The sequence below is a fragment of the Streptomyces katrae genome (genome assembly GCF_002028425.1).
Classification (GTDB): domain Bacteria; phylum Actinomycetota; class Actinomycetes; order Streptomycetales; family Streptomycetaceae; genus Streptomyces; species Streptomyces katrae_A.
Window position 1 is genome coordinate 1,398,510 of record NZ_CP020042.1, and the last position, 12,793, is coordinate 1,411,302.

The following is a 12,793-nucleotide window of genomic DNA, read 5'->3' on the forward strand; positions in this document are numbered from 1 at the left end:
TCACGCCCGGAAGACGTGCCGGCGGATGGCCGCCGCGTTGGAGAAGATCCGGATGCCGAGGACGACGACCACACCGGTCGACAGCTGCGAGCCGACGCCCAGCTTGTCGCCGAGGAAGACGATCAGCGCGGCGACGACCACGTTCGACAGGAACGACACCACGAAGACCTTGTCCACGAAGATCCCGTCCAGCATCGCGCGCAGACCGCCGAACACCGCGTCCAGGGCCGCCACGACGGCGATCGGCAGATAAGGCTCCACCACGGCCGGCACTTCGGGGCGGACGAGAAGTCCGACCACCACTCCCGCCACGAGGCCCAGTACCGCGATCACGACGCACCCTTCTTCGGCTCTTCTGCAGTGGCCGTCCGCACGGTGAGACTCGACGCGGCCGGCAGCTTCACCTCGCCCACCGGGGACAGGGTGTAGCGGATCCCGTAGCTCTCCTGCAGCACGTGCAGGTACTGCCCGTCCACGGAGTCCTGGAACACCGTGCCGAGCCGTTTCCCGTCCCCGATGGCGAGGACCTCGTACGGCGGCACCAGTGGCCTGTTGTCGACCAGTATCGCGTCACCGGCCGCCCGGATCGCCGACAGCGCCGTGAGCCGCTGCCCGTTGATCGAGACGGCCTCCGCGCCGGACTGCCAGAGCCCGTTGACGATCCGCTGCATGTCACGGTCCCGGACCCGTCCGGTGTCGGAGAACCCGGCGCTCTCGCGCGGGCCGCCTCCGCCGCCCGACGAGGACCCCTTGGCATCGTCCACCACAAGCTTGACGCCAGGACCGTGCACCTCGGTTGCACCCGCCAGCAACGCCACCAGCTGGGCCTGCTGCCCGCCCTGCTGCTTCAGCGCCTCGCGCTGACGGTCCGCGACCTCGGTCCGCAGCCGCTCGATGTCCCGTTCCAGGGTGTCCGCGTGCCGGTCGGCCCGCTCCACCCGGTCGATCAGCTCCTGGCGCTCCTTGGCCAGCACCGGCGCCGTCGCCCGCGCCTGTGCCGCACCCAGCGTGACGACCAGCGCGGCGAGCACCAGCCCCGCGGCGAGCGCCAGCTTGGCCCTGAGCGTGCGCGGCAGCCCCGCCGTACCCTCCGCCTCGCGCCGCGCGGAGGCTTCCGCATAGCCCTCGTCGAGGCTGTGGTCCATCACGTGCGTCAGCAGCGACATGGACGCGTCCGGGCGCGCGGGCGGTGTGGCCGAACTCCGGTTGTTGGGCGGCTGCGACATGCCGCACATCGTCGCATGTCGGCGCCGCCCATACCGAATGCGGCCTTCCGGCGGGCCGGGGCGGATGGCTCCCGCACCCGGCCCGCCGTATTCCTGTCCCGCTCCGCACGCGCGTACGGGCGGGATTCCGGTCAGTGCTGGCCGGCTCCGTCCACCACCGCGGCCCACTCGTCCAGCAGGGCCTGGGCGGACGCGTCGTCGGGGCCTTCGGCCCACAGGTGGGTGACGGCCTCCGCCGGGTCCGGCAGGACCAGGGCCCACCGGCCGTCGGCCTCGACCACGCGCACGCCGTCGGTGGTGTCCACCTGCCGCTCCCCGGCCGCTTCCACGACCCGCCGCATCACGAGCCCCTTGGCCGCCCACGGGGTGGGCACGTCCCGCTTGAGGACGTGCGCCCGCGGGATGCGGGAGTCGATCTGGCTGAGCGTGAGCTGCGTGCGCGCGACCAGCCCGATGAGCTGGACGAAGGCCGCCGATCCGTCGAAGACGCTGCTGAACTCCGGGACGATGAACCCGCCCCGGCCGTCGCCGCCGAAGATCGTGGTCTCCTCGCGGCCCACCCGGGTCAGGTCGTCGGGCGAAGTCGTCGTCCACTCCACCTGGGTGCCGTGGTACGCCGCCACCTGCTCGGCGACCCGGGTCGTGGTCACCGGCAGGGCCACCTTGCCGCTGCGCTTCTCGGCCGCCACGAGGTCCAGCAGGACCAGCAGCGCCCGGTCGTCCTCGATGATCCGGCCGCGTTCGTCCACCAGGGAGATCCGCTCGCCGACCGGGTCGAAGCGCACGCCGAAGGCCGCCCGCGCCGAGGCCACGATCTCCCCGAGCCGGACCAGTCCGGCGCGCCGCGACTCGGTGCTCTCGGTGGGCCGGGACTCGTCCAGGCCGGGGTTGATCGTCAGCGCGTCCACCCCGAGCCGCCCGAGGAGGCTGGGCAGGACGAGTCCGGCGCTGCCGTTCGAGGCGTCCACGACCACCTTGAGGCCGGAGTCGGCGATCCCGGTGGTGTCCACCCGCCGCAGCAGCGAGCCCGTGTACGAGTCGAAGACGCTCGAGGGGAACTGCAGGTCGCCGATCTCCCCGGGGAAGGCCCGGCGGTACTCCTGACGTGCGTAGACGCGGTCCAGCTTGCGCTGCTGCGCCTGCGAGAGGTCCGCTCCCCGCTCGTCGAGGAACATGATGTCCACCGAGTCCGGCACACCCGGCGAGGTCCGGATCATGATCCCGCCCGCGGCGCCCCGGGCCGTCTGCTGGCGGGCCACGGGCAGCGGTACGTTCTCCAGGTCGCGCACGTTGATGGCGCTGGCCTGGAGCGCCGAGATCACGGCGCGCTTGAGCGCGCGGGCGCCTCGGGAGTGGTCGCGTGCCGTGGTGACGATCGCCCCCTTCTTGAGGGTCGTCGCGTAGGCGCCGGCGAGTTTCACCACCAGCTCGGGGGTGATCTCCACGTTGAGGATCCCGGAGACGCCGCGCGCACCGAACAGGTGGGCCTGCCCGCGGGACTCCCAGATCACCGAGGTGTTGACGAAGGCGCCGGCCTCGATCGTCTTGAACGGGTAGACGCGGACGTTGCCCTGGACGATCGATTCCTCGCCGACGAGGCACTCGTCACCGATGACCGCGCCGTCCTCGATCCGGGCGGCCCGCATGATGTCGGTGTTCTTGCCGATGACGCAGCCGCGCAGGTTGCTGTGCGGCCCGATGTAGACGTTGTCGTGGACGACGGCCTTGTGCAGGAAGGCCCCGCTCTTGACGACCACGTTCGACCCGATGACGGTGTGCTCGCGGATCTCCGCCCCGGCCTCGACCTTGGCGTAGTCACCGATGTACAGCGGGCCGCGCAGGACGGCGTCCGGGCTCACCTCGGCGCCTTCGGCGACCCACACCCCGGGCGAGATCTCGAAGCCGTCCATCTCGACCTGGACCTTGCCTTCGAGGACGTCGGCCTGGGCCTTGACGTAGCTCTCGTGAGTGCCCACGTCCTCCCAGTAGCCCTCGGCGACGTAGCCGTAGATCGGCCGGCCTTCCTTCATCAGCTTCGGGAAGACGTCGCTGGACCAGTCGACCGAGACGTCGGGGTCGACGTAGTCGAAGATCTCCGGCTCCATGACGTAGATGCCGGTGTTGATGGTGTCCGAGAACACCTGCCCCCAGGTCGGCTTCTCGAGGAAGCGCTCGACCTTGCCCTCTTCGTCCACGATGGTGATGCCGAATTCCAGCGGGTTCGGCACCCGGGTGAGGCACACCGTGACCAGTGCGCCCTTCTCCTTGTGGAAGTTGATGAGGTCGGTGAGGTCGAAGTCGGTGAGCGCGTCGCCGGAGATGACCAGGAACGTGTCGTCCTTGAGGGCCTCCTCGGCGTTCTTCACGCTGCCGGCGGTGCCGAGTGGCTTCTCCTCGTTGGCGTAGGTCAGCTCCATTCCGAGCTCCTCGCCGTCACCGAAGTAGTTCTTGACGAGTGACGCCAGGAACTGAACGGTGACCACGGTCTCGCTGAGCCCATGCCGCTTGAGCAGCCTGAGCACGTGCTCCATGATCGGCCGGTTCGCCACCGGCAGGAGCGGCTTGGGCATGCTTGAGGTCATGGGGCGAAGCCGCGTACCTTCGCCACCGGCCATCACGACGGCCTTCATGTCGGAAGAGTCCTCCTAGAGAGATGACGGTCTGGCCGACCTCACCCGTCTCGGACGGATACTCCGCTACTCCTCCGCGTCAGCACCGGCGCCGAGTGAGCTCAATCGGCCGTGGTGTCCGCCTTCACCAGACGGCGGACTTGCACCACGTAAAGGATTCCTGCCCACCAATAGAGCGTTGTACCCCAACCTGCGAACGCCCATCCGAAAACGGACGCCATCCAGGCCAACCACCCCGTACCGTCACTGAGCAGTAGCAAGGGGAAGGCGTACATCAGGTTGAAGGTGGCGGCCTTGCCGAGGAAGTTGACCTGGGGCGGCGGATAGCCGTGCCGGCGCAGGATCCACACCATGACCAGCAGCATTGCCTCACGGGCCAGCAGCGCGGCGGTGAGCCACAGCGGCAGAATCCCCCGGTAGGTGAGCCCGAAGAGCGTGGTCAGGACGTAGAGCCGGTCGGCGGCGGGGTCCAGGAGCCGGCCCAGTTTGCTGATCTGGTTCCAGCGCCGCGCGAGTTTTCCGTCGAGGTAGTCACTGACGCCGCTCAGCATGAGCACGAGCAGTGCCCAACCGTCGTGCTTCGCGAGGATGAGCCAGAGGAACAGCGGCACGCCCACGAGACGGGCCATGCTCAGGATGTTCGGAATGGTGAAAATTCGGTCAGTCTGGACCCGAGTCTCCTGGACCTCCACCCGGGGGCCTCCACTGTGACTGTAGAAATGTCGAATCTATGCTCCCCTGACCCTACAGGAGTCCACGACCGGCCCCGTAAACGCAAGAAAGCCCCGCACCATGACTGGTGCGGGGCTTTCCCACAATGATTGTTCGGCGGCGTCCTACTCTCCCACAGGGTCCCCCCTGCAGTACCATCGGCGCTGAAAGGCTTAGCTTCCGGGTTCGGAATGTAACCGGGCGTTTCCCTAACGCTATGACCACCGAAACACTATGAAGTTGAACTCAAGCCGGCAAGGCGAGTTCGTTACTTCAGAACTAACACAGTGGACGCGAGCAACTGAGGACAAGCCCTCGGCCTATTAGTACCAGTCAGCTCCACCCGTTACCGGGCTTCCACATCTGGCCTATCAACCCAGTCGTCTACTGGGAGCCTTACCCTCTCAAGGAGGTGGGAATACTCATCTTGAAGCAGGCTTCCCGCTTAGATGCTTTCAGCGGTTATCCCTCCCGAACGTAGCCAACCAGCCATGCCCTTGGCAGGACAACTGGCACACCAGAGGTTCGTCCGTCCCGGTCCTCTCGTACTAGGGACAGCCCTTCTCAATATTCCTACGCGCACAGCGGATAGGGACCGAACTGTCTCACGACGTTCTAAACCCAGCTCGCGTACCGCTTTAATGGGCGAACAGCCCAACCCTTGGGACCGACTCCAGCCCCAGGATGCGACGAGCCGACATCGAGGTGCCAAACCATCCCGTCGATATGGACTCTTGGGGAAGATCAGCCTGTTATCCCCGGGGTACCTTTTATCCGTTGAGCGACGGCGCTTCCACAAGCCACCGCCGGATCACTAGTCCCGACTTTCGTCCCTGCTCGACCCGTCGGTCTCACAGTCAAGCTCCCTTGTGCACTTACACTCAACACCTGATTGCCAACCAGGCTGAGGGAACCTTTGGGCGCCTCCGTTACCCTTTGGGAGGCAACCGCCCCAGTTAAACTACCCATCAGACACTGTCCCTGATCCGGATCACGGACCGAGGTTAGACATCCAGCACGACCAGAGTGGTATTTCAACGGCGACTCCACAACCACTGGCGTGGCTGCTTCAAAGTCTCCCACCTATCCTACACAAGCCGAACCGAACACCAATATCAAACTGTAGTAAAGGTCCCGGGGTCTTTCCGTCCTGCTGCGCGAAACGAGCATCTTTACTCGTAGTGCAATTTCACCGGGCCTATGGTTGAGACAGTCGAGAAGTCGTTACGCCATTCGTGCAGGTCGGAACTTACCCGACAAGGAATTTCGCTACCTTAGGATGGTTATAGTTACCACCGCCGTTTACTGGCGCTTAAGTTCTCAGCTTCGCAACCCCGAAAGGTCACTAACCGGTCCCCTTAACGTTCCAGCACCGGGCAGGCGTCAGTCCGTATACATCGCCTTACGGCTTCGCACGGACCTGTGTTTTTAGTAAACAGTCGCTTCTCGCTGGTCTCTGCGGCCACCCCCAGCTCAGAGAGCAAGTCTCATCACCAGGAATGGCCCCCCTTCTCCCGAAGTTACGGGGGCATTTTGCCGAGTTCCTTAACCATAGTTCACCCGAACGCCTCGGTATTCTCTACCTGACCACCTGAGTCGGTTTAGGGTACGGGCCGCCATGAAACTCGCTAGAGGCTTTTCTCGACAGCATAGGATCATCCACTTCACCACAATCGGCTCGGCATCAGGTCTCAGCCTTATATGAGGGACGGATTTGCCTACCCCTCGGCCTACACCCTTACCCCGGGACAACCACCGCCCGGGCTGGACTACCTTCCTGCGTCACCCCATCGCTTACCTACTACCACCTTGGGCCGGCGGCTCCACCACTTTCCTTTCCCCGAAGGGTCCGGAACGGCTTCACGGCCTTAGCATCAGAGGATTCGATATTGGGCGTTTCAAAGCGGGTACCGGAATATCAACCGGTTGTCCATCGACTACGCCTGTCGGCCTCGCCTTAGGTCCCGACTTACCCTGGGCAGATCAGCTTGACCCAGGAACCCTTAGTCAATCGGCGCACACGTTTCTCACGTGTGTATCGCTACTCATGCCTGCATTCTCACTCGTGAACCGTCCACAACTAGCTTCCGCTGCTGCTTCACCCGGCACACGACGCTCCCCTACCCATCACAGCAGGCGTTGGCCCTATTGCTGCAATGACACGACTTCGGCGGTACGCTTGAGCCCCGCTACATTGTCGGCGCGGAATCACTTGACCAGTGAGCTATTACGCACTCTTTCAAGGGTGGCTGCTTCTAAGCCAACCTCCTGGTTGTCTCTGCGACTCCACATCCTTTCCCACTTAGCGTACGCTTAGGGGCCTTAGTCGATGCTCTGGGCTGTTTCCCTCTCGACCATGGAGCTTATCCCCCACAGTCTCACTGCCGTGCTCTCACTTACCGGCATTCGGAGTTTGGCTAAGGTCAGTAACCCGGTAGGGCCCATCGCCTATCCAGTGCTCTACCTCCGGCAAGAAACACACGACGCTGCACCTAAATGCATTTCGGGGAGAACCAGCTATCACGGAGTTTGATTGGCCTTTCACCCCTAACCACAGGTCATCCCCCAGGTTTTCAACCCTGGTGGGTTCGGTCCTCCACGAAGTCTTACCTCCGCTTCAACCTGCCCATGGCTAGATCACTCCGCTTCGGGTCTAGAGCGTGCAACTCAATCGCCCTATTCGGACTCGCTTTCGCTACGGCTTCCCCACACGGGTTAACCTCGCTACACACCGCTAACTCGCAGGCTCATTCTTCAAAAGGCACGCAGTCACGAGACGTACAAGTACGTCCGACGCTCCCACGGCTTGTAGGCACACGGTTTCAGGTACTATTTCACTCCGCTCCCGCGGTACTTTTCACCATTCCCTCACGGTACTATCCGCTATCGGTCACCAGGGAATATTTAGGCTTAGCGGGTGGTCCCGCCAGATTCACACGGGATTTCTCGGGCCCCGTGCTACTTGGGAGATGAGCAAGCAAGCCGTACAGATTTCAGCTACGGGGGTCTTACCCTCTACGCCGGACCTTTCGCATGTCCTTCGCCTATCCATACGGTTTCTGACTCGCCTCACAGCCGGCAGACTGTGAAAGCTCATTCCCACAACCCCGCATGCGCAACCCCTGCCGGGTATCACACGCATACGGTTTGGCCTCATCCGGTTTCGCTCGCCACTACTCCCGGAATCACGGTTGTTTTCTCTTCCTGAGGGTACTGAGATGTTTCACTTCCCCTCGTTCCCTCCACATGCCCTATGTGTTCAGGCATGGGTGACAGCCCATGACGACTGCCGGGTTTCCCCATTCGGACACCCCCGGATCAAAGCTCAGTTGGCAGCTCCCCGGGGCCTATCGCGGCCTCTCACGTCCTTCATCGGTTCCTGGTGCCAAGGCATCCACCGTGCGCCCTTAAAAACTTGGCCACAGATGCTCGCGTCCACTGTGTAGTTCTCAAATAACGACCAGCCACCCGTCACACCCTGCCGAAACAGAGCTTTACCGGGGCCGGCACTGAAGACTGACCAGACGGCCGTGCCTTCAGGACCCAACAACGTGCCAAGCACAGTCACTCATCGAATCACGCTTTCCACGCCGAAGCAGTACTCACGACTTCTCAGATCTGACTGTGCCAACTAATCAACGTTCCACCCATGAGCTGACCGTGCAGAACATTTGCCTGCAATCGGTACTGTGCTCCTTAGAAAGGAGGTGATCCAGCCGCACCTTCCGGTACGGCTACCTTGTTACGACTTCGTCCCAATCGCCAGTCCCACCTTCGACAGCTCCCTCCACAAGGGTTGGGCCACCGGCTTCGGGTGTTACCGACTTTCGTGACGTGACGGGCGGTGTGTACAAGGCCCGGGAACGTATTCACCGCAGCAATGCTGATCTGCGATTACTAGCGACTCCGACTTCATGGGGTCGAGTTGCAGACCCCAATCCGAACTGAGACCGGCTTTTTGAGATTCGCTCCACCTCACGGTATCGCAGCTCATTGTACCGGCCATTGTAGCACGTGTGCAGCCCAAGACATAAGGGGCATGATGACTTGACGTCGTCCCCACCTTCCTCCGAGTTGACCCCGGCGGTCTCCTGTGAGTCCCCATCACCCCGAAGGGCATGCTGGCAACACAGGACAAGGGTTGCGCTCGTTGCGGGACTTAACCCAACATCTCACGACACGAGCTGACGACAGCCATGCACCACCTGTATACCGACCACAAGGGGGGCACTATCTCTAATGCTTTCCGGTATATGTCAAGCCTTGGTAAGGTTCTTCGCGTTGCGTCGAATTAAGCCACATGCTCCGCCGCTTGTGCGGGCCCCCGTCAATTCCTTTGAGTTTTAGCCTTGCGGCCGTACTCCCCAGGCGGGGAACTTAATGCGTTAGCTGCGGCACCGACGACGTGGAATGTCGCCAACACCTAGTTCCCAACGTTTACGGCGTGGACTACCAGGGTATCTAATCCTGTTCGCTCCCCACGCTTTCGCTCCTCAGCGTCAGTAATGGCCCAGAGATCCGCCTTCGCCACCGGTGTTCCTCCTGATATCTGCGCATTTCACCGCTACACCAGGAATTCCGATCTCCCCTACCACACTCTAGCTAGCCCGTATCGAATGCAGACCCGAGGTTAAGCCTCGGGCTTTCACATCCGACGTGACAAGCCGCCTACGAGCTCTTTACGCCCAATAATTCCGGACAACGCTTGCGCCCTACGTATTACCGCGGCTGCTGGCACGTAGTTAGCCGGCGCTTCTTCTGCAGGTACCGTCACTTTCGCTTCTTCCCTGCTGAAAGAGGTTTACAACCCGAAGGCCGTCATCCCTCACGCGGCGTCGCTGCATCAGGCTTTCGCCCATTGTGCAATATTCCCCACTGCTGCCTCCCGTAGGAGTCTGGGCCGTGTCTCAGTCCCAGTGTGGCCGGTCGCCCTCTCAGGCCGGCTACCCGTCGTCGCCTTGGTGGGCCGTTACCCCACCAACAAGCTGATAGGCCGCGGGCTCATCCTTCACCGCCGGAGCTTTCCACCGCAGGAGATGCCTCCCGCAGTCGTATCCGGTATTAGACCCCGTTTCCAGGGCTTGTCCCAGAGTGAAGGGCAGATTGCCCACGTGTTACTCACCCGTTCGCCACTAATCCCCTCCCGAAGGAGGTTCATCGTTCGACTTGCATGTGTTAAGCACGCCGCCAGCGTTCGTCCTGAGCCAGGATCAAACTCTCCATGAATGTTTACCGGTAATCCGGTGCACACGCACGAAAGAGCGGGCCAGTCACGGTCGGAATAAGACCGACTGACCACAACGTCCTCGCTGTGTTTGTCGCCTGCCAGTGCCCGAAGGCCCGACAGGTCTTTTTCAAAGGAACCTCATCCACCGAAGTGGACGGGGTATCAACTTCTGGCGTTGATTTTTGGCACGCTGTTGAGTTCTCAAGGAACGGACGCTTCCTTTGTACTCACCCTCAGTAACACTTACTGGGGCTTTCCTCCGGGCTTTCGTTCTTGCGATTCAGACTCTATCAGAGTCTTTCTCGCTTGCTTTCCAGGTCCTGCGCTTTCGCGCTTTCCCTTTCCGGCGGTTCCGACTCTATCAGCGCTTTTCCCTCTCTCCGACCACTCACAGCCGTGCCGAAAAGGCATGCCGAAAGAAGTGGGGATCGAGATCGTCACTGCTTGAGGAGGAGTCCCGTCCATCGACTGTTCGCGAGATGTTCACGGAACACGTCTCGGCGGGAGTCACGACAGTACAGGCCCCGTGAGGCGCAGGCAAATCCATTCACGCGTATGGTCTAGTCCACCGGTCTAGTCCACTAGTCTCCGTGTCGAAGGGTCAGCCCGGGTCGGGGACCGGCATCGGGCGAACCCGTACAAGCTGTGCAATATCCTTCACACGAAGCAGCCCCACCCCCTGGGAGGCCCCCATGACCAGCGTGACGTCCCCACTTGCCGGACGCGCCATCGGACTCGCGGCAGTGCCCGACCCGGTGTTCTCCGGCGCGATGGTGGGTCCGGGCACCGCCATCGATCCCGTGCGCGAGCCCGCCGCGGCGGTGTCCCCCGTCGACGGTGTGGTCGTCTCCCTGCACCCGCACGCGTACGTCGTGGTCGACGGTGAGGGCCACGGCGTGCTGACGCACCTCGGGATCGACACCGTCCAGCTCAACGGCGAGGGCTTCGAGCTGCTCGTGAACAAGGGCGACACGGTGGTCCGCGGCCAGGAGGTCATCCGCTGGGACCCGGCCGCCGTCGAGGCCGCCGGCAAGTCCCCCGTGTGCCCTGTCGTGGCGCTGGAGGCCACGGCCGACTCGCTCTCCGGCGTGGTCGAGTCCGGGGACGTCAAGACCGACGACGCCCTCTTCAGCTGGCAGTAAAGGCGTCAAGGCGTCCGCCTGCTCCCACACAGGCGAGTCGGACATCCACCGCGGCGGCTGCGGCCGCCGCTCAATCGGAGACGGGTGAAATGGAGACAACGCTGCGAGGCGTCGGCGTGAGCCACGGTGTGGCGATCGGCGAGGTGCGGCACATGGGTACGGCCGTGCTGGAGCCGCCGGCGAAGCAGATCTCCGCGGACGAGGCGGAGCGCGAGCAGGGGCGCGCCCGTCAGGCCGTGGAGGCCGTGTCGGCCGACCTGATCGCGCGCGGCCAGCTGGCCGGCGGCGAGGCCCAGCACGTGCTGGAGGCCCAGGCGATGATCGCCACGGACCCCGAGCTGATGTCGGACGTGGACCGGCGGATCGTCGTCGGCAGCACGGCCGAGCGGGCCGTGTACGACGCGTTCGCGTCCTACCGCGACCTGCTCGCGGGGGCGGGCGAGTACATGGCCGGCCGGGTGGCCGACCTGGACGACGTGCGCAACCGGATCGTGGCGCGCCTGCTGGGCGTGCCGATGCCGGGTGTGCCGGACAGTGACGAGCCGTACGTGCTGATCGCGCGGGACCTGGCGCCCGCGGACACCGCGCTGCTGGACCCCGCGCTGGTGCTCGGTTTCGTGACCGAGGAGGGCGGCCCGACCAGCCACAGCGCGATCCTCGCGCGGGCGCTGGGCGTGCCGGCCATCGTGGCGCTGCCGGGTGCCGGGGAGATCGCCGAGGGAACGGTCATCGCCGTGGACGGCAGCACCGGTGACCTGTTCGTGGAGCCGACCGCGCAGAAGCGGGCCGAGCTGGAGGCCGCGGCCGCCGAGCGGAAGGCGGCGCTGGCCGCCTCCTCCGGTCCGGGCGCCACCTCGGACGGTCACAAGGTGCCGCTGCTGGCGAACGTGGGCGGTCCGGCGGACGTGCCCGCGGCGGTGGAGGCCGGGGCCGAGGGCGTGGGTCTGTTCCGCACCGAGTTCCTGTTCCTGGACGACAGCAAGAAGGCTCCGTCCGAGGAGAAGCAGATCGAGTCGTACCGCAAGGTGCTCGAGGCCTTCCCCGAGGGCCGGGTGGTCGTGCGCGTGCTGGACGCGGGCGCCGACAAGCCGCTGGACTTCCTGACCCCGGCGGACGAGCCGAACCCGGCGCTGGGCGTGCGTGGTCTGCGTACGCTGCTGGACCACCCGGAGGTGCTGCGTACGCAGCTGACGGCGCTGGCGAAGGCGGCGGAGGGGCTGCCGGTCTACCTCGAGGTCATGGCCCCGATGGTGGCCGACCGGATCGACGCGAAGGCGTTCGCGGACGCCTGCCGCGAGGCCGGTCTGGTGGCGAAGTTCGGTGCGATGGTGGAGATCCCCTCCGCCGCGCTGCGGGCGCGTTCGATCCTGCAGGAGGTCGAGTTCCTGTCGCTGGGCACGAACGACCTCGCGCAGTACGCCTTCGCCGCCGACCGTCAGGTCGGTGCGGTGTCGCGGCTGCAGGACCCGTGGCAGCCGGCGCTGCTCGACCTGATCGCCATGTCGGCGGAGGCCGCCAAGGCGGAGGGCAAGAGCTGTGGTGTCTGCGGTGAGGCCGCGTCGGACCCGCTGCTGGCCTGTGTGCTGACCGGTCTGGGGGTCACCTCCCTGTCGATGGGTGCCGCTTCGATCCCGTACGTGCGGGCGACGCTCGCCAAGTACACGCTCGCGCAGTGCGAGCGCGCGGCGGCGGCCGCGCGGGCCGCGGACAGTGCCGAGGAGGCGCGGGTGGCGGCGCAGGCGGTGCTGTCGGGCGAGTAGCCGGGCGCGTGTCGTACCGGCCGAGGGGCCTTCGCCGTGGGCGGGGGCCCCTCGGCCGTTTTCCGGAGGGCCGAGGGGAGGGCTACGGGGAAGGTCG

At 64.5% G+C, this 12,793-nt stretch carries 6 protein-coding genes and 3 rRNA genes; 2 read left to right on the forward strand and 7 right to left on the reverse strand.

Going from position 1 to position 12,793, the window contains the following annotated elements:
• From B4U46_RS06360 to B4U46_RS06390, 7 genes are all read right to left on the reverse strand, one after another.
• Complete coding sequence (locus B4U46_RS06360) at positions 1-333, reverse strand: small basic family protein (protein WP_030158423.1); 333 nt, start codon at positions 331-333, stop codon at positions 1-3.
• Entirely contained in the window at positions 330-1,235 is a 906-nt protein-coding gene (locus tag B4U46_RS06365) for a DUF881 domain-containing protein (RefSeq protein ID WP_079424815.1), read from the reverse strand. The genes B4U46_RS06360 and B4U46_RS06365 overlap by 4 nt, the downstream gene beginning before the upstream one ends.
• 122 nt (positions 1,236-1,357) lie before the next feature.
• On the reverse strand, positions 1,358-3,856 hold the full coding sequence (locus B4U46_RS06370) for a mannose-1-phosphate guanyltransferase (RefSeq protein WP_079424817.1): 2,499 nt from the start codon (positions 3,854-3,856) through the stop codon (positions 1,358-1,360).
• Between the two features lie 101 nt (positions 3,857-3,957).
• Positions 3,958-4,548 (reverse strand): CDP-alcohol phosphatidyltransferase family protein, encoded by a 591-nt coding sequence (locus B4U46_RS06375; RefSeq protein ID WP_079424818.1) that lies wholly within the window; start codon positions 4,546-4,548, stop codon positions 3,958-3,960.
• Between the two features lie 131 nt (positions 4,549-4,679).
• Positions 4,680-4,796, reverse strand: a 5S ribosomal RNA gene (gene rrf / locus B4U46_RS06380).
• A gap of 74 nt (positions 4,797-4,870) precedes the next feature.
• Positions 4,871-7,988 (reverse strand): 23S ribosomal RNA (locus tag B4U46_RS06385).
• A 279-nt stretch (positions 7,989-8,267) separates the two neighbouring features.
• Positions 8,268-9,793: ribosomal RNA gene (locus tag B4U46_RS06390) — 16S ribosomal RNA — on the reverse strand.
• Together the 16S, 23S and 5S rRNA genes form the textbook arrangement of a ribosomal RNA operon.
• A gap of 693 nt (positions 9,794-10,486) precedes the next feature.
• On the opposite strand from B4U46_RS06390, the gene B4U46_RS06400 reads away from it, so the two are divergent.
• Together B4U46_RS06400 and ptsP are read left to right on the forward strand one after the other, a co-directional pair.
• Complete coding sequence (locus B4U46_RS06400; protein WP_079424820.1) at positions 10,487-10,936, forward strand: PTS sugar transporter subunit IIA; 450 nt, start codon at positions 10,487-10,489, stop codon at positions 10,934-10,936.
• Positions 10,937-11,025: 89 nt separating this feature from the next.
• Positions 11,026-12,696, forward strand: a complete 1,671-nt coding sequence (gene ptsP, locus B4U46_RS06405; RefSeq protein WP_079424822.1) for a phosphoenolpyruvate--protein phosphotransferase — start codon at positions 11,026-11,028, stop codon at positions 12,694-12,696.
• Positions 12,697-12,793: the final 97 nt, after the last annotated feature.